The sequence below is a fragment of the Ruegeria sp. CDSA141 genome (genome assembly GCF_059612005.1).
The window spans coordinates 175,747-202,457 of sequence record NZ_JBXWPT010000004.1 but is presented as its reverse complement, the minus strand read 5'-3'; the positions used below and the strand labels follow the sequence as shown (position 1 = coordinate 202,457).

The 26,711-nt window shown below is 55.8% G+C and carries 21 protein-coding genes; 5 read left to right on the top strand and 16 right to left on the bottom strand.

Annotated features, from left to right (window positions below; translation table 11 throughout):
* A complete protein-coding gene (locus AC2FLP_RS08875) occupies window positions 1-921 on the top strand; it encodes an ABC transporter permease (RefSeq protein WP_496682904.1) in 921 nt (306 codons plus the stop codon).
* On the top strand, window positions 918-2,189 hold the full coding sequence (locus AC2FLP_RS08870; protein ID WP_117873219.1) for an ABC transporter permease: 1,272 nt from the start codon (window positions 918-920) through the stop codon (window positions 2,187-2,189). The genes AC2FLP_RS08875 and AC2FLP_RS08870 overlap by 4 nt, the downstream gene beginning before the upstream one ends.
* Window positions 2,190-2,229: 40 nt before the next feature.
* Here the strand turns inward: AC2FLP_RS08870 and AC2FLP_RS08865 are convergent, their stop codons facing one another.
* The 10 genes from AC2FLP_RS08865 to AC2FLP_RS08820 all read right to left on the bottom strand — a co-directional run bounded on the left by AC2FLP_RS08865 (window position 2,230) and on the right by AC2FLP_RS08820 (window position 13,492).
* Window positions 2,230-4,146 (bottom strand): beta-galactosidase, encoded by a 1,917-nt coding sequence (locus AC2FLP_RS08865; RefSeq protein WP_496682908.1) that lies wholly within the window; start codon window positions 4,144-4,146, stop codon window positions 2,230-2,232.
* On the bottom strand, window positions 4,143-5,003 hold the full coding sequence (locus AC2FLP_RS08860; RefSeq protein ID WP_496682911.1) for an SMP-30/gluconolactonase/LRE family protein: 861 nt from the start codon (window positions 5,001-5,003) through the stop codon (window positions 4,143-4,145). Before AC2FLP_RS08860 ends, AC2FLP_RS08865 begins: the two co-directional genes overlap by 4 nt.
* Complete coding sequence (locus AC2FLP_RS08855) at window positions 5,000-5,605, bottom strand: 2-dehydro-3-deoxy-6-phosphogalactonate aldolase (protein ID WP_496682914.1); 606 nt, start codon at window positions 5,603-5,605, stop codon at window positions 5,000-5,002. The genes AC2FLP_RS08860 and AC2FLP_RS08855 overlap by 4 nt, the downstream gene beginning before the upstream one ends.
* The gene (locus AC2FLP_RS08850; RefSeq protein WP_496682917.1) at window positions 5,602-6,495 is read right to left on the bottom strand and encodes a 2-dehydro-3-deoxygalactonokinase; all 894 of its coding nucleotides are present in this window, start codon (window positions 6,493-6,495) and stop codon (window positions 5,602-5,604) included. The genes AC2FLP_RS08855 and AC2FLP_RS08850 overlap by 4 nt, the downstream gene beginning before the upstream one ends.
* A gap of 4 nt (window positions 6,496-6,499) precedes the next feature.
* Entirely contained in the window at window positions 6,500-7,264 is a 765-nt protein-coding gene (locus AC2FLP_RS08845; RefSeq protein WP_117873227.1) for an SDR family NAD(P)-dependent oxidoreductase, read from the bottom strand.
* Window positions 7,264-8,970, bottom strand: a complete 1,707-nt coding sequence (locus AC2FLP_RS08840) for an IlvD/Edd family dehydratase (RefSeq protein WP_299898106.1) — start codon at window positions 8,968-8,970, stop codon at window positions 7,264-7,266. Before AC2FLP_RS08840 ends, AC2FLP_RS08845 begins: the two co-directional genes overlap by 1 nt.
* Before the next feature lie 54 nt (window positions 8,971-9,024).
* Complete coding sequence (locus AC2FLP_RS08835) at window positions 9,025-10,365, bottom strand: alpha-glucosidase/alpha-galactosidase (protein WP_496682920.1); 1,341 nt, start codon at window positions 10,363-10,365, stop codon at window positions 9,025-9,027.
* Window positions 10,362-11,210 (bottom strand): carbohydrate ABC transporter permease, encoded by an 849-nt coding sequence (locus tag AC2FLP_RS08830; protein ID WP_117873233.1) that lies wholly within the window; start codon window positions 11,208-11,210, stop codon window positions 10,362-10,364. The genes AC2FLP_RS08835 and AC2FLP_RS08830 overlap by 4 nt, the downstream gene beginning before the upstream one ends.
* Window position 11,211: 1 nt before the next feature.
* Window positions 11,212-12,138, bottom strand: a complete 927-nt coding sequence (locus AC2FLP_RS08825; RefSeq protein ID WP_299638039.1) for a carbohydrate ABC transporter permease — start codon at window positions 12,136-12,138, stop codon at window positions 11,212-11,214.
* A gap of 94 nt (window positions 12,139-12,232) precedes the next feature.
* Entirely contained in the window at window positions 12,233-13,492 is a 1,260-nt protein-coding gene (locus AC2FLP_RS08820) for an ABC transporter substrate-binding protein (protein WP_496682924.1), read from the bottom strand.
* Between the two features lie 141 nt (window positions 13,493-13,633).
* Between AC2FLP_RS08820 and AC2FLP_RS08815 the strand changes: the two genes are divergently transcribed.
* The 3 genes from AC2FLP_RS08815 to AC2FLP_RS08805 all read left to right on the top strand — a co-directional run bounded on the left by AC2FLP_RS08815 (window position 13,634) and on the right by AC2FLP_RS08805 (window position 18,027).
* The gene (locus AC2FLP_RS08815) at window positions 13,634-14,440 is read left to right on the top strand and encodes an IclR family transcriptional regulator (RefSeq protein ID WP_496682926.1); all 807 of its coding nucleotides are present in this window, start codon (window positions 13,634-13,636) and stop codon (window positions 14,438-14,440) included.
* Window positions 14,437-15,495, top strand: coding sequence for an ABC transporter ATP-binding protein (locus tag AC2FLP_RS08810; RefSeq protein ID WP_117873242.1), 1,059 nt, complete (start codon window positions 14,437-14,439; stop codon window positions 15,493-15,495). The genes AC2FLP_RS08815 and AC2FLP_RS08810 overlap by 4 nt, the downstream gene beginning before the upstream one ends.
* A 318-nt stretch (window positions 15,496-15,813) precedes the next feature.
* Window positions 15,814-18,027 carry an NADP-dependent isocitrate dehydrogenase gene (locus AC2FLP_RS08805; protein ID WP_496682929.1) on the top strand — a complete coding sequence of 738 codons (2,214 nt, stop codon included), beginning with the start codon at window positions 15,814-15,816 and terminating at the stop codon, window positions 18,025-18,027.
* A 580-nt stretch (window positions 18,028-18,607) separates the two neighbouring features.
* Here the strand turns inward: AC2FLP_RS08805 and AC2FLP_RS08800 are convergent.
* The 6 genes from AC2FLP_RS08800 to AC2FLP_RS08775 all read right to left on the bottom strand — a co-directional run bounded on the left by AC2FLP_RS08800 (window position 18,608) and on the right by AC2FLP_RS08775 (window position 26,487).
* Window positions 18,608-19,783 carry a glycosyltransferase family 2 protein gene (locus tag AC2FLP_RS08800; RefSeq protein ID WP_299898120.1) on the bottom strand — a complete coding sequence of 392 codons (1,176 nt, stop codon included), beginning with the start codon at window positions 19,781-19,783 and terminating at the stop codon, window positions 18,608-18,610.
* Between the two features lie 53 nt (window positions 19,784-19,836).
* Window positions 19,837-20,943, bottom strand: a complete 1,107-nt coding sequence (locus tag AC2FLP_RS08795) for a LysM peptidoglycan-binding domain-containing protein (RefSeq protein ID WP_117873246.1) — start codon at window positions 20,941-20,943, stop codon at window positions 19,837-19,839.
* Between the two features lie 44 nt (window positions 20,944-20,987).
* A complete protein-coding gene (locus AC2FLP_RS08790; protein WP_496682932.1) occupies window positions 20,988-22,250 on the bottom strand; it encodes a type 2 periplasmic-binding domain-containing protein in 1,263 nt (420 codons plus the stop codon).
* A gap of 22 nt (window positions 22,251-22,272) precedes the next feature.
* Window positions 22,273-23,055, bottom strand: a complete 783-nt coding sequence (locus AC2FLP_RS08785; RefSeq protein ID WP_496682935.1) for a PP2C family protein-serine/threonine phosphatase — start codon at window positions 23,053-23,055, stop codon at window positions 22,273-22,275.
* 3 nt (window positions 23,056-23,058) lie between these two features.
* Window positions 23,059-24,093 carry an FHA domain-containing protein gene (locus AC2FLP_RS08780; RefSeq protein WP_299898127.1) on the bottom strand — a complete coding sequence of 345 codons (1,035 nt, stop codon included), beginning with the start codon at window positions 24,091-24,093 and terminating at the stop codon, window positions 23,059-23,061.
* A 201-nt stretch (window positions 24,094-24,294) separates the two neighbouring features.
* Complete coding sequence (locus AC2FLP_RS08775) at window positions 24,295-26,487, bottom strand: serine/threonine protein kinase (protein ID WP_496682939.1); 2,193 nt, start codon at window positions 26,485-26,487, stop codon at window positions 24,295-24,297.
* Between the last annotated feature and the right edge of the window lie 224 nt (window positions 26,488-26,711).

Below are 26,711 nucleotides of genomic sequence, written 5' to 3'. Positions count from 1 at the left end.
ATGCCCCATCTTCTGAAGGAATTCTTCAACCGCAACGGAACCGGTATGGGCTTGGCAATCCTGGGCCTGGTTCTGTTCTGGACCATCGGCCTGATCATCCTGCCGCAGCTGTCGATGCTGGATTTCTCGTTCCGTCCGAACCTTCCGCCGCCAGAGATTGGCGGCCCTAAGGACGTCTATACTCTGGAGAACTACAAATACTTGATCTATGGCCCGGAGGGCGGCAGTCAGGACTATAACACAGTCGACCTGAGGGTGTTCTTCCGAACCCTTGTGGCCGCTGTTTGTGTGACAATCTTTAACCTGATCATCTGCTACCCGATTGCCTACTATTTGGGTCAATCCGAAGGCAGCCATATCCGCATCTTCGCGATCATGCTGATCATTCCCTATTGGATTAACGAGATTCTGCGGGCCTTTGCGTTGCGCATAATCTTCGGTGAGACCGGGGTGCTGAACACGCTGTTCATGGGATTGGGTATCTGGGATGTGCCGTTTGATTTCATCCGCAATGACATCGCGCTCTATGCAGGTCTTGGGTATGCCTACATCCTGCTGATGATCTTCCCGATGTACAACGTCATTGAAAGTCTGGACAAAAACCAGATCGAAGCGGCACGCGATCTGGGTGCGCCGTGGTGGCGAATACACTGGCGTGTGGTCATTCCCTACGCCAAGCCTGGTATCAGCTCGGGTTGTACCATGGTTTTCATGTTGTCTGCCGGTGCATTGGCTGCACCGCAGATTCTGGGCGGTCCGTCCAGCTTGTGGTTCACACAGCTGATTTATCAGCAATTCAATGACAACAACGACTGGCCACAAGGGGCCGCGTACGCGATCGTCCTACTGGTCACTTGTATCCTGTTCGTGCTGGCCGTTATGCGCCTGTTCAAAGTGAACATGGGGGATATCGGGAAATGAACAATTCCTTCCTCCGTATAAGCATCTGGGTCTATCTGGCGATCTTCTTCCTGTACCTGCTGGGTCCATTGGTGATCATGTCGATCACTGCGTTCAACTCGTCCGGGTTCCCTCGGATGAGTCCGTGGGAATGCCTCACATTCCAGTGGTTCGGCGAGCTATTTCAGGATCAGCGGATCCTGAACGGTATTAAGAACTCGCTGATCATCGGTATTGGCACAGTCATCCTGTCAGTCGCCATGGGCCTGGCAGGCGCACTGTTGCTGACCCAGATCTGGCCAAAACTGCGCGCGACTTACTACACGATCATCATCGCACCGATCCTGATCCCCGGCGTGGTTCTGGGTATCTCGACGCTGGTGTTCTGGGACCGGATCAACAGGATGTTGGGATTGGGGGCAGACAGCTTCCTTTCAAATGGCATCTTCCTGACGGTGATCGGCCAATCCACCTTTATCGCCAGCTACTGCATGCTGGTGTTGGTGGCGCGTTTGCAGCGCTACGACATGGCGCTGACTGAAGCGGCGCTTGACCTTGGTGCCAGCCACGCACAGGCTTTCCGCAAGATCCTGCTGCCGTTCATGCGTCCGGCGATTGCATCAGCGGCAGTGTTGGCGTTCCTCGCATCGTTTGAGAACTACAACACCACCACCTTTACCTTCGGTGAATACCCGACATTGACGATCGAACTGGCTCAAAAGGTCCGTTATGGAATCACGCCCGCGATCTCGGCGCTGGCCTTCATCATCGTAGCGCTGACGGTTTTCTTTGCACTCATGAACGAAGCCAAGCTGAAACGTCAGGAACTTGTGGCAGCAGCCCGCAAGAACGCAACGGTGGAAGAGCTTGCAGGTAAGATCAAACTGCCCAGCTTCTTTGCTGGTAACATGGCTGCTGTTCTACTGGTCGTTTTTGCCGTCGCAACGATCACCGTGGTTGGAACGGCGGCGACCTATAATCCTGCGCAGTGTATCGCCGATATCCGTGAGCAAAAGCAGTTGGAAGCGGAACAGCGGATCCAGGAGTTGCGCAAACAGCGTGAGGAACGTCGCAAGCAGCAAGAAGCTCAAGAGGCCGAACAGGGTGGCGGACAAACCGCGCCAAAACCATCCAATAACAGCGGCTTTGGCAATGTGTTCGCCCCAAATTCTCTGGGTGGTGATGAAAACGAAGGCGAAGATGGTGCTTCTGAAACTGAAACCGCTCCAACTGGTAACAGTGGTTTCGGAGGGGTGTTTGACCCCAACAGCCTGCAAAGCGACGAATAGCTGTACAGGTTCATGGCCTTGGCATCCGCCCGGACTGACTTCAGGTCTGTTCGGGCGGGTTGCGTTTAAGGGTTTTGACGTCACAGCCTTCGACGTTGTGTCCGTTCCAATCCACCGGTCCTGCGTTGTAGTTGATCAGGAAGTCATGATTGGCCGTCTCACGCAATCGCAGGCCTTGCGGCATCGTGCGCAATGTCAAATCGGCTTCTTCCGCAGCCATGGCTATCACACGGTCCCAAAGGTCTTCATCCGGGAAACCTGCCAAGTACCACATTCCATCTCCGGCCTTGAGCGCAGATGTTCCGTCTTCGAATCTCAGCAGATCTTCAGCTTCTCCTGATAGCCGGTCGATCCAATGCCGCGCCGCGCCTCCTCCACGAACCTTACGGTGAATTGCAGGTGGCAGAGTTTCTACCAGATCGACGTTGCAATTTATCATGCTCAGACCGGGTCGACCGTTGTCAGGAATTTGAAAATCACGGGTGATCGCACCACTGCGTGGCCCCAGAACCGCAAGATCGCACCTGTTTGCCAGGCGTTGTTCCAACTCAGGTTCTATTCTAGCCAAACCGGGAGCAAGGATCAGACTGTATCGAGCGGAAATGTCGTTCGCCGAAACAAAGTCGACAGACAAACCGGCACGACGCAGCGCACGATATGCTGAATAAACCAATCGAAAATAATCAAAACCCGCGCCTTGCGGTTGCGTCGACCACGCCCAATCCGAAGCATAATCGAATAGAATTGCCACCTTGGCCTGTACCTGTTGCACCGCACCCAGCTTTTTCAGATTGTCTGCGGTCTGGCGGGCCTCTGCCAGTGCGGGTGCAGGGTGATTGTTCGATGTCAGCAAGCCGGCATGCATCTGCTCTTGTGCAAACGGGGCTTGTCGCCAGCGGAAATAGCTTACCACCTCAGCGCCATGAGCCACAGCCTCAAGCGTCCACAGGCGTACCATTCCAGGAAGAGGTGCCGGGTTGTACGGGGCCCAATTCACCGGACCGGGTTGTTGTTCCATCACCCACCAACGGCCACGCCCTATGACACGGTAAAGATCATGATGAAACGCCTGCATGTCCGGATCGCCCTGTTGCAAATAGGCGGTCTTGTGCGCTTCGTCGGCTTCCAGCCGGTCCGATAGAAAACCGATCGGATAACTGTCCCAGGTGGCGATATCCAGATCCGCGCCGACCTTGAAATGGTCGAAGTCCAGAACACGTCCCATGTAATTGTGCAAAAGCGGCGCATCGGTCAACGGTCGCAGCGTATCCACCTGAGCCCTGTTGAATGCTGCGACCTGATCCGAACTGAAGCGCCGGAATGCAAGCACATGAGCCGGGTTCGGCTCGGTCACGGTTTGATTGGGCAGGTCGAATTCGTTGAAGGTGCGATATTCCATCGACCAGAACACATTGCCCCACGCCCGGTTCAGCGTTTCAACGCTGTCGTACCGTTCGGCCAGCCAATGGCGAAACGCCTGTTGGGCAGCTGCGCTGTAGCTGAGAGTGGTGTCGTGACACCCATATTCGTTGTCAATCTGCCAGGCGACCACATGCGGGTTCTTACCGTACCGTTCACCCAATATCCGGGCGATGCGGGTACATTCGGCGATATAGCCTTGATGGCTAAAGCAGTAATGCCGCCGGGATCCGAACTTGCGCGGGTTGCCGTTTTCATCGGCGGCCAGCATGTCCGGGTGTTTGTCCAACATCCAGCGCGGCGGCGTTGCTGTTGGCGTGCCCAGCACGACCTTCAATCCGGCTGCACCGAGAGTCTCAATCGCGCGATCCAGCCAATCGAATTGTAAAACGCCGGACTGCGGCTCGATGCGACTCCACGCGAACTCGCCAATGCGCACCCAAGTCAGGCCTGTTTCGACCATTTTCGCGGCATCGTCGGCCCACATCGCCTCTGGCCAATGCTCAGGATAGTAACAAACACCCAGTTCCGGCTTCATAAGATGACCTTGTGTTCTGCCTGGCCCTGACCTGCATTTCGCGCGGCAAATGTCATGCCGTTGGTCGGTTGGTTTTCTATTGCTTCCGCGCTCAACCCCTGACGGGCCGTTGTGCAGAAAAGCGTATTTAGTTCATCGCCCCCGAAGGCGGGGCATGACGTATGTAATGCGTCATATGCAACGGCCTTCAGAAATGTGCCGTTGGCTGTGTACGCCGCGATCCGGCTGGCGCCCCATTGTGCGATCCAGATATTCCCCTGGGCATCAATGACCGCACCATCCGGGTTCAGACCTTCTTTGCGCAAATCCAGAAAAACTGCGCTGTCGTCTTCCGGCCACCCGGTTTCGGCGTTCAGACGCCAGCGCCTGACTTGTTTCGTTGCGGTGTCGCAGAAATAGGCCACCGAACAATCGGGGGCAAAACAGATCGCATTGGAGATTGTTACATCCGGAACCAATGGTCTCAACTCACCTTTCCAGAACCGATAGATTGATCCAGCCCCGGGTTCCGCCTGCTTGCCCATTGTCCCGATCCAAAACCCGCCCCAAGGGTCAGCGCGGCCATCATTCGAACGGGTGACGGGGTTGTCAGCTTCCAGAGACACAATCAAATTCCGCTTACCGGATAGCAAATCAAAACGCCAAAGACCGGTTTCAGAAGCCATTAGAAGTGTATCGCGGTCCACCCAGCCCGCAGCCGAGACGTGTTCATCGAAGCTCCAGCTTTTTGGCGTACCCCGCTCGCGGGTCATCAGACGTTTGCCGATGATATCGAACCAGAAAAGCTGACGCCTTTCAGGATGCCACAACGGGCCTTCGCCCAACTCGCAGGGGCGGTCGTCAAAGATGGTGCTCATCCGGCGGCCTCATCAAAGGCCGTTACGATATGCCGGGCGCGCTCTGCGATTTCGGCGACATCCATACCGGGTTTGTAAAGTGCAGAGCCTATCCCAAAGCCATCTGCGCCCGCTTTGATCCATTGCCCGAAATTGTCGGGTCCGGCACCGCCAACGGCAAAAACAAGCGAGCTTGTGGGCAAAACCGGGCGTAACGCTGCCAAACCCGCCGGACCAGCCATCACCCCCGGGAACAGCTTCAACCCGGTGGCCCCGGCCTTGAGGGCCGCGAAAGCTTCGGTTGGGGTGTAAACCCCCGGCCAGCTTTGCAGGCCCAACGCGACTGATCGCTTGATAACCTCTGCATCATAGTTGGGCGATACGATCAATTTACCACCAGAAGCCGACACAGCGTCCACCTGATCGACTTTCAAAACAGTGCCCGCGCCGATCAGGGCCTGGTTTCCAAACGCATCAACCAAAGTGCCGATACTGTCGAGCGGGTCCGGAGAATTGAGTGGCACTTCGATCCGGTCGATGCCGGCATCAATAATGGTGCGGCCAACGGCTTTGGCTTCTTGCGGCTTTAACCCGCGCAATATGGCGATGATGGGACGGCTCATGCGGTTTGCCTTGTCATGTTTCGGGCCAACGCAAGCCCGGCCAGTGTCGCCTTGGTAGCGTTTGCAGTTTCTACAAATGCGCCTTGCCGTTGCAGGGCTGTTGCATATGTCCGCGACACGCCTTCCGCTCCGATAATGGCCAGCTGTTGCCCCAGCCAATACGGACGTGTCGCGGCCAGTTCGGCCCCGATCAACAATCCTGAAAGGCGCGCGCGCGCGGTGGCTTTGGCCTGACCTTGCAACAAGTCCGCGGCTCTCAGGCTAAAAAGACGGGCAGCCAATTGTTCGGGCTTTGACAACGTATCTGCAACTGCGTCGGCGAAGGCGTTTTCGTCCCAGCCCGGACCTACAGAGTGTCGTAGTACGGACTGACCACACAGCAGGTCGAACAACTCACCCGTCATGAAAGTACGAAAGCTTACAACCTCGCCAGCGCTTACCTGAACCCATTTCGTGTGGGTTCCGGGCAGGCAGATGACGCCGTCCCAATTCTGACGCGCGCCCAGAAATCCAGCAATTTGGGTTTCCTCACCCCGCATCACATCCGGCGGGGTTGTCTGTTTCAGGCCGGATATGACAAAGGCCCGGATACGCGGGTCTGATCCGGGAACGCGGATCGGGACATCCGGCAAGGGGTCCGACGGCACGGTCGAATAAGGTGCTTCCACCCAGCCTTGGCGTGCGCCGACCATTCCGCAGGCGACCACATCCACCGGCGCGCCGGGCAACCAGTTTTCGATCAAATCCAGTAAGGCGGCTTGAAACCCGTCGGGTCCGACATGCGCCATCCCCTTGTCAGATTGCGCATGGTCCAGCGCGGTCGCACCCTGCATGGCCCAGGCCCGTAAGTGAGATGTTCCCCAGTCGACGGCGATCCACTCAGTATTCATAACATCACCCCGAAACCACAACGCCACCATCAACAGCCATACATTGCCCGGTCATCGCATGGCTGGCCCTGGACGCCAGAAAAAGTGTTGGTGCTATCATATCCTCGGGCTTCAGGTGCTCTTTCAGACATTGCCGGTCCAAATGTGCCGCCAGATCCTCGGGTGTGGCCCATTTGTCCAACTGTTTTTCCGTCAGAACCCAACCGGGGGCCAGAGCATTTACCCGGATTTTTCTCGGCCCCAGTTCACGTGCCAATGACCGTGTCATCCCCGTAATCCCGGCATTCGAGGTCGTGTAGATCGGATAACCAGCATTGCCCATCATGTAACTGATCGAGCTGAAATTGATGATTGCCCCGCCATCTTTCATTTGCCGGGCGGCTTCCTGACACGCGAAATAATAGGCTTTCAGGTTCACCTCGATCATCCAGTCCCAGAATTCCGTCGTGGTTTCCTCAAGCGTATGACGTTGGTCGTTGGCAGCATTGTTCACCAAGACGTTCAAAGGGCCATGAGCCTCGGCAGCTTTGGCCATCGTCGCGTGCAGTAGTTCGGTGTCGGTCATGTCGCCTTGCAGGAACAGCGGCGCGCGGCCGTGCTTGTCGCGCATCTCTTCGACAAACCCGCTTGCATCCGACCGACCAATGAAGGCCACATTGGCCCCCTGTGCCATGAATCCATCTGTCAGCGCCGCACCAACGCCCGAGCCGCCGCCGGTGATATAGACGGAGGCCCCGTTCAGATCGTGGAATGTAGTTGGTTGGGTCATCAGTGGCTCTCTCTGGTCACGAGGCGGGTGTCTTTGCCAACAAGGAAATCCAGATCCGCCCCCTGATCTGCTTGCAACACGTGGTCGATGTAAAGTTTTGCATAGCCGCGAGTGTAGTGCGGATCATCCGGCTGCCACGCAGCGCGGCGGGCGTTCAGTTCGTTCTCGTCCACAAGCAGTTCCAGTTCGCCGCTGCTGGCTGAAACACGGATACGGTCTCCGGTTTTGACCAGCGCCAGCGTGCCACCCGCCTGCGCTTCGGGGCTGACATGCAAAATGACGGTGCCATATGCTGTTCCCGACATGCGGGCGTCCGAGATGCGGATCATGTCTCGCACACCCTCTTTCACCAATTTCGCCGGGATCGGCATGTTGCCGACCTCGGGCATGCCCGGATATCCCTTGGGGCCACAACCCTTGAGCACCAGAATGCTCTCGGGCGTGACCGGCAGGTCTTCACGGTCGATATTGGCCTTCAGGTCTTCGATGTTGCCGAAAACGAAGGCCTCGCCCTCGGTCTCGAGAAGCGCGTCAGTGGCCGCCGAAGGCTTGACGATTGCCCCATTCGGCGCAAGGTTGCCGCGCAGAACGCGCAAACCTGCGGCGGGTTTCACAGGGTCGTTGAAGGGACGGATGACATCCGTATTGAAACACTCGACACCTTCGTAATGAGCCGAGATGTCCTTGTTTAGCACTGTTTTTGCCGAGCGCAGAAAGGGTTTGAGTTCGTTCAGCACAACAGGCACGCCGCCTGCATAGCAGAAGTCTTCCATCAGGTATTTGCCGGAAGGCATGCAGTTGACCAGAAGTGGAATCTCGGACCCGATTTCGAAGTCCTTCAAGGCTAAATTCACGCCCACGCGACCGGCCAGTGCCAGCAGGTGAACCACAGCGTTGGTCGATCCGCCAACGGCGGCGTTGGCTAGGATGGCGTTCTCGAAAGCTTCCTTTGTCAGGATGTCCGATGGTTTGAGGTCTTCATCCACCATCTCGACGATCCGCTTGCCGGTCAGATGCGCCAGTGCCATTCGACGGGCGTCGACAGCGGGCAAGGTGGCATTGGTGGGCAGCGACATACCCATCGCCTCGACCAATGAAGCCATCGTGCTGGCAGTCCCCATGGTCATGCACACGCCCGCGCTGCGCGACATGCCGGATTCGGCGCTCATGAAGTCCTGCAGGGTCATTTCGCCAGCCCGCACCGCCTCAGAGAATTTCCAGACATCAGTGCCGGAGCCGATATCCTGTCCGCGATATTTACCGTTCAACATCGGGCCTGAACTTACAACGATTGAAGGCAGATCGACCGAGGCCGCTCCCATCAACTGACCCGGCGTGGTCTTGTCGCAGCCGCCCAGCAGCACCACGCCGTCGATGCCATAGGCGCGGATCGATTCCTCGACATCCATGGCCAGCAGATTGCGAAACAGCATGGCGGTGGGTTTCATCTGGGTTTCGCCCAGCGACATGACAGGGAATTCCACCGGGAAGCCCCCGGCCTCCCACACACCGCGCTTCACGCCTTCGGCCAGATCGCGCAGGCCCGAGTTGCAGGGCGTCAGCTCGGACCAGGTGTTGCAGATGCCGATGATCGGGCGCCCGTCGAACGCGTGATCGGGAAAGCCCTGGTTCTTCATCCACGACCGATGAATAAAGCCATCCTTGTCGAGTTTTCCGTACCAATGCTGTGAGCGGCGTTCTTTCATTTTATAGGAGCTTTTCTTGGCAGAGTTGGGTTTGGTTTTTGAGAAATATGTAGATCAGGCTGCGCGGGCGGGGCGGCACCAACCCGGCAGCCATTCGGTATGGGTCGTCAGCAGATCCGTGACAAGGTTGCGGATTTGCCGCAAATCCAGCTCGGCGGCGGTATGCGGGTCCATCATGGCAGCGTGATAGATGTGTTCGGGGTTTTGTTCGGTCAGGGCCCGAACAGTCAGTTCCTGCACGTTGATCTGCGTGCGCATCAGGGCAATCAACTGCGGCGGGATGTCGGTGACGACAGAAGGCTGCACACCGTTGCTGTCAACCAGACAGGGGGTTTCGACCGCTGCTCCCAAGGGCAATTGCGGAATCTGGCCGGTATTGGGCAGGTTGCCATAGGCCATGTAAGGCGTGTTCGTAACGATCGCGTTCATCAGGTCCGCGGCGAATTCGTGGCTGCGCGTGACATCGATATTGCGCCCGTCGGTCAGGGTCTTGGCCTGTTCCTTCCACGTCTCGACCTGCTCGACGCAGCGGGTGGGGTATTCGTCCAGCGGGATCGAGAATTCTTGGATCAAATCCTCGCGCCCGTCCTTGATGAACCACGGCACGTATTCGGCCAGGTGTTCCGAGCTTTCGGTGCAGAAATAACCCAGGTGATCCATCACCTCATACCGCACTTTGTTAGGGCAGCGCGGCATCAGCAGCGGCGCCTTGGGGAATTTCCCCGTGTGATAACCCTGTCGCAGTGCCGGATACAGGTCGCGGCCCTGATGTTCCAGTTTCAGAAAGAAAGCGACGTGATTGACGCCCGCGACTTTGTAGCGAAACTCATCTTTTGGCAGATCCAGATCATGGGCCAATTCCTCGACCGTATTTTGAACCGAGTGGCAAAGGCCCACATGTTTCAGGGTCGGGAAGCGTGCGGCCAGTGCCCAGGTGTTGATGGCCATCGGATTTACGTATTGCAACAACGTCGCGTTCGGACAGAGTTGCATCATGTCCCCTGCGACATCCCAAAGCACCGGAACCGTGCGCAAACCTCGCATGATCCCTCCGACGCCCAGCGTATCAGCGATGGTTTGACGCAAGCCATACTGCTTGGGGATCTCGAAATCGGTGATTGTGCAGGGCTTATATCCCCCGACCTGAAACGCGGTGATGACGAAGTCGGCCCCGTCCAGCGCCGCGCGGCGGTCGGTATGGGTCGAGACGGTCGCCCCGGCCCCGACCGAGCGGATCATGGAACGCGCAACTGCTTCGCTTTCCGCCAGGCGTTCGGGATCGATATCCATAAGCGCAAAGTGACTGTCGGCCAGCGCCGGGGTCAACAGAGCATCCCCAACGATGTTCTGCATGAAAATTGTGGACCCGGCACCGATAAAGGTAATTTTGGTCATTTCACAGCTCCGAGGGTCAAGCCCGCAATGAAGTGTTTCTGCATCAGGAAGAACATGGCCACCGGTGGCAGAGCCGCAACGATGGATCCTGCGCTCATCAATTGATAAGCCGCTCGGTATTGCGCATTGAAACTGGTGATGCCTGCGGTCACAGGCTGACTTTCTGCGCCCTGTGTCAGGACGACAGCCCAGAAATAGTCATTCCAGATGAACGTGAAGATCAATACGCTGAGCGCGGCAATCGCAGGCTTCATCAGGGGTAGGACGACGTACCAGAAGATGCGCCATTCGCTGATGCCCTCGACCCGGGCGGCCTCGATCAGCTCGAAGGGCAGGGCGCGGATGAAGTTGCGCATGAACAGAGTGCAGAACCCGGTTTGGAAGGCGATATGGAACAGCACCAGCCCGGTCTTTGTATTGTAAAGCCCAAGTTGCAGGGTCAGATCCCGAACCGGCACCATCAGGATCTGGAAGGGCACGAAGTTTCCGGCCACGAACATGAAAAAGATCCAGAGGTTTGACTTGAACTTGTAGATGCCAAGCGCAAAGCCGGTCATGCAGCTGAGTGCCACCGCTCCGATCACTGTCGGGACAGTGATCATGAATGAATTCAGCAGGTATCGCGGCATGTCCGAATTAAAGAAGACCTGTCCATAGTTGAACGCGCCCTCAAAGCTGGACGGCATTCCCCAGTAGTTCGCGTTGGTGAAGTCAGCAGCCGGTTTCACCGAGAAAAGGGCAACCGCCAGTAGGGGACCCAGCCACAACAGAAGGGCCAATGGAAGCATGGCTTGATACGTGATCTGTGCCGCACGGGGTTGTTTTTCGATGGGTTTGGGAAACATCTCAGTGCCCCTTCTCTTCACGGTACATCGACCACAGGAAATAGGCGATAAAGCACAGCATGATCAGGAAAAGGATCACGGCAATGGCTGCGCCATAACCCATGCGGAAGCCGTATTCGGACAGGGCGACCTCGAACATGTAATAGGCCAGCACTCGGGAGGATCCGAACGGTCCACCTTGTGTCATGATCGAGATCAGGTCGAAAGATCGCAGTGCGCCGATGATGGTCACGACAAACGCGATAAAGGTTGCAGGCCGCAGTTGCGGGATAATGATGTGCCAGAGCATCTTCCAACCCTTGGCCCCGTCCAGGCGTCCTGCTTCGATCTGTTCCGGGTCTACAGCGTTCAGGCCGGTAAGGTACAGGATCATGCAATAGGCGGTTTGTGGCCAGAGGCCGGCGAAGATGATGCCATAGGTCACGAAACGCTCATCGCCCAACACGTTTACTGGGCCAAGGCCGAAGAAGCCGAGGAATTCGTTCAGCAACCCGAAGGTCGGATCGTAGAACCAGGTGAACACGAGCCCCACCACGACCTGAGAAATCACGAAAGGAAAGAAAAACAGGGACTTATAAAGGCGGATGCCCCAAACGGTCTGGTTCAGGAACAGGGCGATGAACAAACCTGCCGGAATCGCAGCCAGGTAAAGGATCAGCCAGATCAGGTTGTTTTTCATCGAGATGTAGAAAGCATCCCGGTCCACCCATTCCCAATAAAGGTCTTCGTAGTTACGAAAGCCAACGTATTCGGCAGCGCCCAGGCCGTCCCATTCGTAAAGCGACAGGTTTATCGACTCGAACAACGGGATGATCACATAAACAGAAAAGAACAGAAGGCCAGGGGCCAGAAACAGCCAAGGGGCGATGCGTTGTTGGTTCCTGTGGAACCAACTTTCCTGTTGTGGAGAGTCAACGGCAACGGTCATAGGATATCTCGGATTTGGTGGGGTGAAGGCGGGCCGACGTCCGCCTTACTGTTGAGGGCGACGCAGGCCGGGCCTAAGCCCGGCCCATGCCGGGTCAGTTGTCGTAGATTCGCCCGCGAGCGCGTTCAAGTTTGGCCAGAATCCGGTCCAGTTCGTCTGGTTTAACCATGAATTCCTGGAAGCCCTCCATTGAGACTTTGGCCATTTCCGCAGGCGCATCGCGATCCCAGAACTGCGCAATTCCGCCAGGGCTGTTTGTGGACAGCATTTCAAAGCCCTGCTGCAGGAACTTGTCGTTATCCACAGACGACTGAGCGTTCACCGGTAACTGACCAAGGTTCGCGCCATTGTTGATCTCGGTCTGTTCCTCGGCAGAAACCACGTGGCGCAAGAATTCGCGAGCAGCTTCTTTGTTCGAGGCATTGGCCGGGATGTGGAACGTGTCGGTCGGCGCGTCTTCGGCCAACTCAACATCCGGGTTGATCGCGACGAACTGGTAAAAGTCCAACTGATCGTCGGTCAGTCCTGCCTCGCGAAGAGGTGCCACGGCAAAGTTGCCCAGCAAGATAGCTGCGGCGTCGCCCTGAACTATGAGAGGAAGGGATTCTTGCCAGCTACGCGCCGTGTGGTCGTCGGGGAACGCGCCCATGTCGATGAGTTGTTTCCAGTTCGCGAACGTCTGCTCGACCCGGTCATCTTCCCAGCTTGCTTCGCCATTTGCCAGCTGATTGTGGAAATCAAACCCGTTGGTGCGCATGTTCAAATAGTCGAACCAGCCACCGGCGGTCCAATAATTCCGCGTTCCAATCGTGTAGCAGGTGCGTCCGGAATCGACGATCTTCTGGCAGTTGGCCAATTCTTCTTCCCAAGTGGTCGGTTCAGACAGGCCAAGCTCGTTAAAGATGTCTTTGCGGTAGTAAACGCCCCACTGGTAATAGGTATAGGGCACGCCCCACTGCTTGCCGTCGATGGTCATCGCGCCTTTTGTCGAGGCGAGGTTTTCGGCAATCTCGGGTTCTTCCCAAAGATCCGAGACATCCTCGAACAGGCCTGCTTCGACATAGGGTTTCATACGATTCGCCGCATACCAGTTGGCGACGTCAGGTGTGTCAGCTGTCAGGAAATTGCGGATTTGGGTCTTATAGGCCTCGCGATCGATCACGGTGGTTTCGATTTCCAACCCCGGATGCTGTGCTCCGAACCGCTCGATCATCGCTTCCATCGTCGCGCGGGGCGCCGGGTTTGATGTGTCGAGAAAAATCCGCAGCTCTCCGGTGAGTTCCGCAGCTGCCGGTGCCGCCATCGCGACACCGAGCGCCAGCGCAGCCGTCGTGCGCTTGAAAGTTGAATACATGGTCTCCTCCCTGTTGCTCCCATGCAAAGTTCCAAATAATGAAACCTTGTTTTATATATTGAAAACTACACATCGACTCGGTTACTGTTGTCAAGACCCTCGTGACGATGGCGATGGATAAATGGAGGAGAGCGGAGACCCGTGTCAGGTGACGGAACTATAGGCAAAGCATGTGATGTGCTCGATCAAGTGGCGTCGTTTGAGCGCCCGGTTCGGTTTGCTGAACTTTTGGAAAGCAGCGATTTTCCAAAGGCGACCCTGTACCGATTCCTGCAAACCCTGACCAATCAGGGAATGCTGTCCTATGACCGCGACAGGCAGACCTATTCCCCCGGGATGCGGTTGGTACGTTTGGCCCATGCGGCATGGACGCAAAGCTCTCTGGCGCCGATTGCACGCCCTTTTCTGGATGCCCTCAGCCGGGAAACCGGTGAGACCGTGCATCTGGCGCAACTCGATTCAAGTCAGGTTCTTTACGTCGATAAACGCAACGCCGCGCAGCCTATCGAAATGTACTCTCAGGCTGGTAAGGTTGGCCCGGCCTACTGTACAGGGGTTGGCAAGGCGATGCTGGCCTTCTTGGATGAAGATGCGCTGAACAGGGCGATTTCCCAGCAAAGCTATCACCGCTTCACTGACAGTACTCTGACATCAGAGCAGATGTTGAGGGCGGATCTCGACCGGATTCGCAGCCGGGGATTTGCCATCGATAATGAAGAGCATGAGCCCGGCATCATATGCATCGCATGCCCGGTTCTGACGTCGAACGGTCGGATGCTCGGTGCGATTTCGATAACCGGGTCTACCGAACGTATGGATTTCAACCAACTCGAGGCCTGGGTGCCGCGCGTACGGCGAGTGGCCGAACAAATCGGAACCGAAGCACAAGCGTGGCGATTCCCCGAAACGCGCCCAAGCCCCAGAAACGACAGGATGCAAGTGACATGACAGGTGTAACTCTGAACCAGGCAATCAAACGATACGGTCAGACTCAGGTCATTCATGGGATCGACCTGCAGATCGAAGATGGCGAATTCTGCGTTTTTGTTGGTCCTTCAGGGTGCGGAAAATCAACTTTATTGCGGATGATCGCGGGGTTGGAAGAAACTTCGGAAGGCGAAATTCACATCGGGGCGCGCGAGGTGACACATATGGACCCGGCTAAGCGCGGCGTGGCCATGGTGTTCCAGACCTATGCGCTCTACCCTCACATGTCAGTGGCCGAAAACATGGGATTTGGCTTGCGCATGAACGGTGTCCCAAAAGCCGAGATCGACCGAAAAGTGCAGGAAGCTTCGAGTATTCTGAAGCTTGACCCCTATCTCAAACGCAAACCCAAGGCCCTGTCGGGGGGGCAACGGCAGAGGGTTGCGATTGGGCGGGCCATTGTTCGCGGGCCCGAGGTTTTTCTGTTCGATGAACCCTTGTCCAACCTGGACGCTGAGTTGCGGGTCGAGATGCGCGTCGAGATCGCGCGACTGCATCAGGAAATCGGTGCGACCATGATCTATGTGACCCATGATCAGGTCGAAGCCATGACGATGGCCGACAAGATTGTCGTACTGCGTGATGGCCGGATTGAACAAGTGGGGGCTCCGATGGATCTGTACCGCGATCCTGACAATCGGTTTGTTGCGGGCTTCATCGGTTCGCCCGCTATGAATTTTCTCGATTGCGATTATGCCGACGGCCACGTCACCCATCCCGCCCTAGGTCAGCCGTTACCAATTTCGGCAAACGTTCCTGCGGGAAAGGATAAGGTGACGTTGGGAATGCGTCCCGAACACGTTTTCATAGACCGCTCAGCGGATACCTGCACCGTAGACCTGACTGAAGCACTTGGCGGTGTTTCCTACTCATATCTGCTGACGCCGAATGGCGACAAACTGATTGTGGAAGAACGGGAAGACCAACGTAGCAAAATGGGTGATCGGATTGGCATATCAATTCAACCCGCCCGTGCCATGGTATTTGATCCCGAGACAGGACAGAGGTTTCGGTAGTCCTTGGACACAACTCGAAGAACTTCGTTGGACCAGCCGCGCAGCTTCATGGAAAATATGTGGCGTGACCTGAAGCGAAACGCCAAAGACAGACGGGCGAAACGTTGAGCAAATAGCATCTAAGGTCATACACGCCCAGCCCGTGGCAAAACGCGCGGGCACAGATGATTGATTCCCAGCCCAACGTCATTTAAGTGAAGCCCTGTCAAAACAGAGTCACCCAGGGGCGGTATCGTGATCGCGTCCCTCCCGCGCCATGCTGAAGTGGCTTCAACTCTTGGATCGCACGCCCCGAAAGGCTTAAAAAGGTAAAAGAATATGGCAGATAAATCGAACTTCGACATATTGTATACCATTGTAGACGAAGCGCCCGAATTGGCCAGCGCCTCGTTCCTGCCCATCATTCGCAAGTTCGCTTCGGCTGCTGGCGTCAGCGTGGGCACCAAGGACATTTCACTGGCCGGGCGCATTCTGGCGGCCTTCCCCGAGAACCTGACGGATGAGCAGCGCGTCTCAGACGATCTGGCCGCATTGGGTGAACTGGTAAAGACCCCGGATGCTAATGTGATCAAGCTGCCGAACATATCGGCCTCGGTTCCGCAATTGGTGGCCGCCATAGAAGAGTTGCAATCGCAAGGTTATGATATCCCTGCATACCCGGAAGAACCCTCGACCGAAGAAGAAAAGGCGATCCGCGCACGCTATGATGCCATCAAAGGCTCGGCCGTGAACCCGGTTCTGCGCGAAGGCAACAGTGACCGCCGCGCAGCCCGGGCAGTCAAAAACTATGCCCGGAAAAATCCGCATTCCATGGGTGAATGGGCCTCGGACAGCAAAACCAAAGTCTCGTCCATGTCTGGCAACGATTTCTACGCCAATGAGAAATCGGCGACCATCCCTGCTGCCCAGGCGGGTGATGCAAGGATCGAGTTTGTCGGTAAAGACGGCAGTGTGACTGTTCTGAAGGATGCGTGGCCGTTGGAGGAAGGCACGGTGACTGATGCGACTTTCATGTCGGTCAAAGCTCTGTCGTCGTTCCTAGCAGAGGCCATCGAGGACACCAAGAAAGACGGCACAATGTTCTCGCTGCACCTGAAAGCCACGATGATGAAGGTCTCTGACCCGATCATTTTTGGCTATGCGGTCAAGGCCTGGTTGGTTCCGGTCTTTGAAAAATTCGGCGCTGAACTGGATGCGCTGGGTGTGAACCCAAACTCTGGTCTAGGAGACTTGCTTGAGCGGGTTCAAAACAATGCCGAGATCGTAGCCGCAATCGACGCGATCAAAGCTGATCGCCCGTCGATGTATATGGTGGATAGCGACAAGGGTATCACCAACCTGCACGTTCCTTCCGACGTGATTATTGATGCTTCGATGCCAGCGGTAATCCGCGCGGGCGGTAAGGGTTGGGATGAAACCGGTGCCAAGGGTGACACAAATTGCGTGATCCCCGATCGGTGCTATGCAACTGTTTATGATGAAAGCATCAAATTTTTCAAAGCCAACGGAGCACTGAATCCGGCCACTGCCGGTGCGGTCGCAAATGTTGGCCTAATGGCGCAAAAAGCCGAAGAGTACGGTTCACACCCGACCACCTTTCAAGCGCCTGCCGATGGCACCATGCGCATTGTGCTGGCCAATGGTAAAACACTGCACGAGCACGCTGTTGAAAAGGGTGACATCTGGCGCGCCTGCACTGCCAAGAAAGCACCGATCGAAAACTGGATTCAACTGGCGATGGACCGCCAGCGCCTGACCGGGTCCGAGGCGATCTTCTGGTTGGACGCAAACCGCGCTCACGATGCCGAGCTGATCAAATACGTAAAGCCGGCGCTCGAGGCGGCTGGCGTTGCCGACAAGTTCCAGATCATGGCTCCGCGCGAGGCAACCCGCCAGTCATTGGAGACCATAACAGCCGAGAAAGATACAATTGCCATCACGGGCAACGTGCTTCGGGATTACCTGACGGACCTGTTCCCGATCCTCGAACTGGGTACCTCGGCCAAGATGCTGTCGATCGTCAAGCTGATGAATGGCGGCGGTCTGTTCGAAACCGGGGCAGGGGGCTCGGCCCCGAAGCACGTTCAGCAATTGGTTGAGGAAAACCATTTGCGCTGGGATTCGATGGGTGAGTTCTGCGCGCTTGGGGAGTCTCTGAACTTCCTAGCTGACACCAAAGGCAACGTGAAAGCAGGTGTTCTCGGCGCCGCGGCAGAGGCTGCAACTCAGGGCATTCTGGACAACAACCGCTCACCAAGTCGGAAAGTCGGCCAACCTGACAACCGCGACAGCCATTACTGGTTCGCGCGGTACTGGGCCGAAGCTTTGGCGGCCCAATCCGACGATGCAGAACTGGCAGATGAAATTGCACCACTGGCAAAAGAACTGGCAGACAAAGAAGAGCAGATCTTGTCGGAACTGGCCGCTGTTCAGGGACCAGCCGTGGACTTGGGCGGATACTATCACACCGACCCGGGCAAAACTGCAGCCGTGATGCGCGCCAGCGCTACGCTGAACGCGATCATCGGCTAATCACTGTCGAGCAAACGGGTGAGTTTCGTCCGACATCAGAACACGAAAGGGCCGCCTTTGTGCGGTCCTTTTCATAGAACGCGGGATTGCCAAAAGACCGCGACAGCCCCAAACCGTGCGCCTGACCATCTGTAACTTGCTGTGGCTGCGCCGTTAAAACCAACCTTGTCACATTCTATGAACGACATGCGCAATGTGTGCCCGGGAGACACCTGCGCAACACGTTGGATTTCAACGCTTGACCGCTCGCTCACCGGGCACAAATTTCGATCGCTTTCCTGAAACTGAGAGCCGTGCAGTTAGCGAAGATCGAAACACCCTGATCCTTGGAAAAAATACAAGATTTACGGGATTCCCCCAATAGCGCCGACTTTCAGTCCGCGTTAGGTGTTTGGAGACAAAGAATTTCACTGGTGAGGCCTTCGGGCTATATCACTCACTCAGAAAAATGGCCAGCATTTGGGGTGCTGGCCATTTGCATTTTTGGATTACTACATTTTTGAGCAATGCAGCTTGTTCGTTCGCTCACGAGCGAACAGGCCGTCCCTTTGCCTAGCAGGAAACTGAAGGATGGGTTTTGTTAACCAAACCGACGGGTTTCGGTCTCAACAAGCGATGGTTTGATTTGCTCGACAGCTGACGCCGCAACACCCTTGTGCCGCAAATATGAAAGACGGCGCGCTTCTCTTCGGGCAAGAGCCAGAGATTCCAAAATCAGAGCGCAGACAACGGACAGCATTGTTGCGACAAAACCGGACACGGCAACGACAACAGATGGAATTCTATCAACAAGCCCCGTTTCCAAAAATTCCCGGAATACGGACACAAACACAAATAGCGAAGGCAAAAACATTACCACGGCCAAAGACAGGAAAAACGCAACGGGCTTTTCATCTTTGATCAACAGTCCGATCATTTTGAGAATCCGCCACCCATCAGAGAAAGTTGCCAGCTTGGAGTTCGAATCTGGGAGGCGTGAAGAGTACCTTGTTGGAACCTCTCCGATCGGCATGCGCATTTGCATCGCATGAACTGTTAACTCTGTTTCAATTTCGAAACCGTTTGATACCGCAGGAAAACTTTTGACAAAGCGCCTGCTAAAAACACGGTAACCGGAAAGCAGGTCGTTGATTTTGCTATTGAAGAAGAACTTCACAAGCCAACTGAACAAAGCGTTCCCGAATTTGTGGCCGCGCCGATAGGCTTCAGTTTCTTCATTCACCCGGGCGCCATTGACCATATCCAAATTCTGCGAAACGAGCAGGTCAATCAATTCCGGTGCCGCAGCGCTGTCGTAGGTCGCATCCCCGTCAGCCATAACGTAGACATCCGCGTCAACGTCGGCAAACATTCGACGGACCACGTTGCCTTTGCCCTGGTATGTTTCGGAATAGACCAGGGCGCCTGCCTCAAGCGCGACTTTGACGGACTCGTCAGTAGAATTGTTGTCGTACACGTAAACGGTAGCGTCTGGCAGGGCTGCACGAAACTGCCGAACGGTTTCGCCAATCGCAACTGCCTCGTTGTAGCAAGGCAAAACCACCGCAATGTCCAAGTCCGCTCTTGTCACGGGCATCAGAGATTTTCTTTGAGTATCGAAGGCGCCCTGTATCATATGCAAATCACGCTCTTTCAGTGGCATCAATTGAATGATGGTCGTGCTTAAGGGTAGAAGGTGCTGCGCATTTGAGGCTGTTATGAAGCAGATAAGAGGCCAAATTTTGTCATCTTGAAAAACCTTCCGTTTTTCGCTCACAAAAAGGGGGCCGATTGATGAACCGGCCCCATAGTTTCAGCTGAACCGAGGGATCAGTTCGAAGCTGCGTTCAGTTTTTCGTTCTGCTCGCGCAGAGAGTCAGAAATAATCGCATACCATTCGCCAGACTCGCGCATTTCGTTCAGACCTTTGTTCATCATTGCAATGTACTCACGCGCGAACGGGTTGGTGCGGTGTGCTAGGAAACTCATCGAAGACAATGTCGAAACATACGGGTTTTCGATAATGTCACCTGACGTAAGGCCCATGTCCTTCATGGTTGACGCGAACAGATCAACTTCAAAAGCGGCGACATCGGCGGTGCCGGTCATAACCGCATCCAGGCATTCACGCGCCGAGTTGGGTTGGACAACTGTTGTGTTCTCACGGTTCAAACCGACTTCTTCCAGAACTACCATGCTCCAACCTGCCATCCGGCAGATGGTGGAACCTTCAAAGTCTTTGAAATCGGTAGCGTTTGCATACTGGCTTTCCGGCAGTGTGAAGAAGCCGCCGACGATATCGTAGACTGGAACCGACGCGACGAACTGAGTGCAGCGCGCCGTCGTCTCAGCAGACCATTCATATGTGCGGTTCGTGCAATCCGGGACCGTCCAAGCGATAGAAACATCAAACGCACCAAGCGGCAACAGGGTATCGAGATGTGAGCTCCAGTCGTCGACGAAGCTGACAGAATAATCGCGACTGTTTCCGGCGCGTTGCAGACTGGTGGTTGCGAGGCGAGTCATAATACCGCCGCCGCTGAGCGTTTCGGTCGTAAATGGTTCCCAACCGTTGCCGGCAACCAACTTGATGGGCGGCGCGTAGACGTTTGAACGCTTGACGCTTGCAGCACGCTTTTCTTCGGCTGCGATCAGTTCCTGCGCGCTCTGGCCATTTGGCAGGCTGCCGTCCTCGCAGGGAAGTGCCAGAACAAGACCAGGCTCAAGTGCGTTGGGGTTGGTAATTTCGTTCCGGTTTGCGTTGAAGATCGGCTGATAGTTCGATGTGCCGTAGGCTGCGATTGCAATGGTCGCCATGGTGTCGCCGTCTTGTACGGTATAGTTGGTACAAGCTTCCTGTGCCGCAGCGGCGCCCGCACTCAGAGCGGTAATCGCGGTTGCTGAAAGCGCTACCTTTTTTATTTTCTCGTTAAACATGTCCACTTCCTCCAGACTTTAGTTTGTCAGGCCAGATTGGGGCCTTATCCATTTTCCATTTGATGACGCAGGGCGGTTGACACGATGTCGCGCCATTCGCCCGATTGCTGCATGATTGCCAGACCTTGGTTCAGCGTCTCCAGGATCGCTTCCCCATCAGGATTATCTTTGTGGGTCATGACGTTAAGCGACTTGATGGCCGCAAGGTTTGGGTTTTCGATAATCCGGTGTTGATACCCAAGCCGATCTATTGCCTCGACAGCCAGATGCGCTTCGATGGCTACGATATCAGCGGTGCCTTCCATCAGTGCGTGGAAGCAATCATCCGGTGACGTCGGACGCAAAAGTTTGATGACCGGTTCGTACAGGCTTACCGCGTCCATGTGAGACAAAGACCAACCTTCCGGGCGGCAGATCGTTGCTCCGGCAAAGTCGGCATAAGTCAGTGTCTGTTCATAGCCGGAACCTTCTCGGGCGAAGAATGTATCTACGACCTCGTAGAACGGATTTGAAAAATTGTAGGTTTCGCACCGGTTACGATCATTTTCCGACAGTGCGGCGGCGTCCTCACAATTGGGGCGCGACCAAGGGAAGGTGGCGTCAAATGCGAGTGTTGGCATCAACAGGTCCAGATGGGATGACCAGTCATTCACGAATTGAATCTTGTAGGCCTGCTCAGGAGCGGCCCGAAACATCGCGGTCTCAACCAGATGCGTATAGAGCCCCCGGTTGGGCAGAGATTCATCGGTAAACGGAGCGTAGTTTCCGCCGGTGATCAACAGCAACTGACGATCGCGAATTTCGGGCCGTTCACCCGTTCCAGCGTTCCGGATCAAAGCGGCAGCTTCGGAACGGGCGGCTTCAATCTCTTGCTTGGCCGCAGCCCTTGCTGCAACGACCGCCGCTTCACTCGTTTTCTTTGCTTCGGCTTCCGCCTCGGCGACACGGGCTTCCGCTTCGGCCACGGCTTTCTCGGCGCGTTCTTCTGCGGCCTTTACCAGCTCTGCTGCCATTTCGGCAGCCAGTCGTTCGGCCTCGGTATCAGCCAGCACCGGTGCACGCCCAACGTCTTCCAGACAGGGCAGTTCCAAAACGTCGCCGACACGGATGATATTGGGGTTGGCACCGATAACATTGCGGTTTGCATCGAAAATGATGCGAAAATCCTCGGTCGCATACACTTCGATTGCCAATTCCCTCAAGCTGTCGCCGCGTTGAATTTCATAACTTGAACACGCTTCCTGCGCCGATGCTGCGCCTGTGGCGGCCGCAAGGGCAAGGCTTGATATGATTAAGTGCTGTCTCATGGGTCCTGTTGCTTTGCCTTTTTTAGGTTCTTGAGAGTTTCGCGACTGCGATGGAAAGATTGTCCTGATCCGGGTCGCCCTTGGCCTGCACAGCTTTCAGCAATGCTTCGGCTATGTCTTGCGCCAGGCCCTGCTGATGATCCCGCAGAATGGTTTGAATTTCGGCGTCGCTGATGTACTGCAGCCCGTCACTTGCGAGGACCAGGACATCAGCAGGTGACACGATCAATGGATCTTCCGGGCAATCCGCTTTTGGAATGGCCCCGCCCATGACCACGGAGGTCAATTGATTGCGGTCCATTTCTTGGGCTTCTGCTTCTGTGATCTCGCCCGAAGCGACTTTCCAAGCGATCACGGGTGCCATCGAATGATCTTCGTTAACCTGCTTCAACGCTCCATCGCGAAACAGGTAAAGAGGGCTGTCGCCGATCGAAATCCAGAACACACGCCGCCCCAGAAACAGGACGCCCAACATGGTCGATCCCATGTTGAACCCCTTGCCCTGAGCTTCGTTATGGTTGGCGATCGCGGCATTGGCTTGCATGGCCGCCAAAGGAAGCGCATCTATCGCCGATCCTTCGTTCAGGGTTTCTGCCTCAAGTTCAGCGTCCAGAGCGTCGCGCCAGGCGGCGACTACCATTTCCGAGGCTACTTCACCCGCCTCATGGCCACCCATGCCATCCGCAATTACAACATACCCCGCGTCCGACGCGTCGAACATGCGGGCCGCAATCGCGTCTTCCTGCGTTTCCCGCTGACCCTGATTCAGGATCAGCGCAACATCATATGCCGGAGTTGCCAGCATCAATCAGGAATCCCGCCAATCAAAACCGTCGTCACAGAAGGCCGTGAACCGGATGGAGGTTTCGCTGATACGGATCAGGTCTCCACTGGACAGCGCCACGGTGCTGAGAACGGGTTTGCCATTCAGGCGCACAAGATTGGCCTTGCCGCCATGGCCCAGATAGCACTTTCGATCTTCCGGGTCATAGGCGATAACCGCATGGTTCGAGCGCGAGATGCCTGTATCACCGAAGTCCAACTGGATGGCCTGGTCATCGTTGCGACCGATTTGCATGAGGCCTTCGGTCAGCGTGATGCTTGAACCCCGTCCCGGACCTGATGTTACAACCAGCCAAGCCACAGGAAATGTCTCTTGTACCGCTTCTGCTTTTGCTACGGGTTCGGAGGTTTCGATCAGGTCCTGTACATGAGTATCGGCGCGCTCAAAGCCCAGAAATGTCGTCTTGACCCGTGAACGACGGTCCTCAACCGGGGCTGGTTCAACTTGCTCAATCACCGGCTCAACGGTCACTTCGACCTGCTTCGCTTCCGCAACCGGAGCTTCCGCGACCTCAACTTCGACCACTTCCGGCTCGGTGGGTTCGGACACGACCTGCGCTGTCGGTTCCTCTGGTGATGTCTCTGCGGGTGCTTCCGACACATGCAAGGTGACAACCTGCTCGACCTCAACCGGTTCATCGACAGGCTCTTCTGTCAGAACGTTTGTTGGAGCGTCCTCCTCCTCCGGAGCGTGGTCCTCTTCCGAGCTGTCCTCGGCGAAGATCGATTCCTCGGGTTCTGCCACCGCTTCCGCCTGGACCTCGTTGAACTCGGGCATTTTTTCTTCGGGGATCAGCTCATCCGTTTCCTCATAGGATTCAGATGTCATGTTCCCACCCGCCAATGCGGCGCGCAGTGCGTTGAAATCCGCAATGGGTTCCTGCTTTTCTTCTTCGCTTGCAGGGCCGTCTACGGCGGTCGTGTTCTCGGTCACGTCTTCTTCTTTGGATTTGCCGGCACCTTCGAGAAGCCGGCTCAGAGGGCTTTTGTATTTGAACATGGTGTCGACACCTTCAAGTTATTGACGCAGATATGCCGCGTCGTAAGCTGCTACTTTTCCCTGCACGTCAGCGCAGGGCCACTCAATGGATACCCTTGGGAACTGATACATTCTGCGGCGGTCCGGTTCCCGCCAGGGTGGCAAACCTGGATGCCGCCCTCAGCAAACACACACTGGCAGATCACTTGCGAACCGGTCAGATTACTCCTGTGCAAGCTGCATGACGGCGGCCGTCTCGGCCCCATTGCGCAGCACGGTCAGATTTGCATCTGTTTGCTCGTTCGAAACGAGAGCCGCCAGCATCTCATCAAGGCTTTCAGAGCCGTCAAACGTGGTGCCTGATTGGCTTTCATTCAGCAGGATATCGTCTTTCTGTAGGCTTCCTGCCACATCAGCCGGAACCGCTTTCACCCTTGTTTGCCATCCACCGTTGCCATCAGCGCTAACGGTAAAGCTGTAGCCATTTTCCAACCCAACTGACCGCATGGCGGGAAGGGCCAACAAACCATTTTGTGCACGGGTCTGGCCCAGTGGGCGATAGCGGGCAGCAACCCTTGTGTACCCATCGACATCTACGTTCAGGTTGTCTAGAACCTGGGCGGCAAAAGGAACGTCCTGACGAACCGGTTTGCCATTCAGGGTATAGATGACAGCACCACGTTGCACCCAGTCGCCGATCACGCTCATGTCCTGGTTGGCGTCCACCCCGGTAACCGCAATGGTGGCACCGGTCGAGCCGCGACGGCGTGATGTCTGGAATGGGATATCGACATCCCAATGCGCGAACGATACCTGCTGATCCGCCGGAACTCCGACGCTGGCGACAGCGCCAGTTGCGGGCGCTTCAATCTCGGGTTCTGCTGCAACATCCGATGCTTCTTCCGACTGCAATTGTACTTCAGAAGGTTCAGTGTCTGCGGAGGCTGTTTCTGTGACAGCTGGCTCCGCAGGTACTGTTTGTGCCTGCTCGACAGGCTCTTCCGGCTTGGTCTCGGTTGCGTCAACCACTTCGGGCTCGGGCTCGGGCTCGGGCGCTTCTGTGGATGAGGGTTCAATCACAGGCACCTCTGTCCCAGCGGATTGTACTTCCGCTGCTGGCTGCTCGAGGGATGTCTCTGCCTGTTTTTCTGTTGTGTCGCCCGACATCACAAAGAAACCACCAGCGGCCAGAGCAACTGCAACAACGGCCGCACCTGCGATCAGCTTGCCGCTGCCGCCAGACCCACTCTGGACGACGGTATCTACAGCGACGGGAGTTTCTTCTTTCGCTGTGATTTTGGCCAGGTCGTCATTTTTTTTGTCCTCATTGCCAAGAACAATGTCCGAGTTTCCGGCCAGCAAGGCTGTTACAACCGCTTCCGCGTTTTCGCTTTCGGCTTTGATCCGGGCCTTTTCTTCCTCTTTGTCTTTCCGATCCATGCCAACAATCACGGACACGGGGCGATAGGCGAATGTATCAAACATGACACCAGGACCGCGGAACATGCGCAACCAATCCAATGCGGATTGCAGGCGATCCGTGGCGTGTACTTCCATCGCCTTGTCGATCGCTTCAAGGAACCCTTCTGGATATCCTTCGAAACGACCGGCCAGCGGTGTATAAGGGTCATCCTGGCCGTTGTTGAATGCATTCAAACGGTTTTGGCCGTCGATGGGGCGTTCACCGCTGATCGCGTGATAGAGCGTAGCGGCCAAAACATAGAGGTCGCTGCTGGGTCCTTGTTCGGCGCCTCGGACATAGAATTCGTGCGGAGAGTATCCATCCTTTATGACGCGCAGGGTCAACAATGCTGCCGATTTGTTCGCTGCTTGCTCTCGTGCGGCTCCAAAATCGATCAGGACGGGGTCTCCGTTTTCATCAATCAGAATGTTGTCTGGCGATATGTCCCGATGCAACATGCCGCTCTGGTGAATGAAAGATACCGCGGATAGCATTTTTTCAGTGACCTGAACGATGAAGTCAGGGTCGCCGTCATTTTCCGGGTTTTCCACATAATCCAGCAGGTCACACCCACGGATGAGGTCCATTGCGATATATGCGGTGTCATTGTCTTCGAACACCTGATGCACATCTACGATATTGGGATGTACCAGACGCGCATGATTGCGCGCTTCTTGAATAAAGAGGTCAATGATCGAGCGCAGGTCGTCCTTGAAGGACAGGTCATTTGGTTCGACCAGATCACCGTTGCGTCGGCACAGCGCTCCGGGGAAGCACTCTTTGATCACAACGTCGCGCTCTAGGCTGTCGCGCGCGAGATAGGTGATACCAAATCCCCCGTTGCTGAGATAGCGGAGGATTTCATATTGCCCGCGCAACAGCTTTGCGCCTGGCTGCAATCCCTCAATTTTCGGTTCGTCGTGCGTCGCACCGACAGCCTGGTTGTGGCTCATTTCAATCCGCCCGTTCTATTCATTTTGCGGCTTAGAAAAACCGGGCCGACAGCCCACGAACTCACAACCAAAAACAACCGCAGGACACTTGAGAACGGTTAGACGTTTCAAATTTGACTTTATTGGGGCCGCCTGATGGCTTCACTATGGATCGTATTCCGTAAGTTAGCAGATATTGTATACCTATGGATTGAAGTCACTACATATAGATTTTCGATATAGGC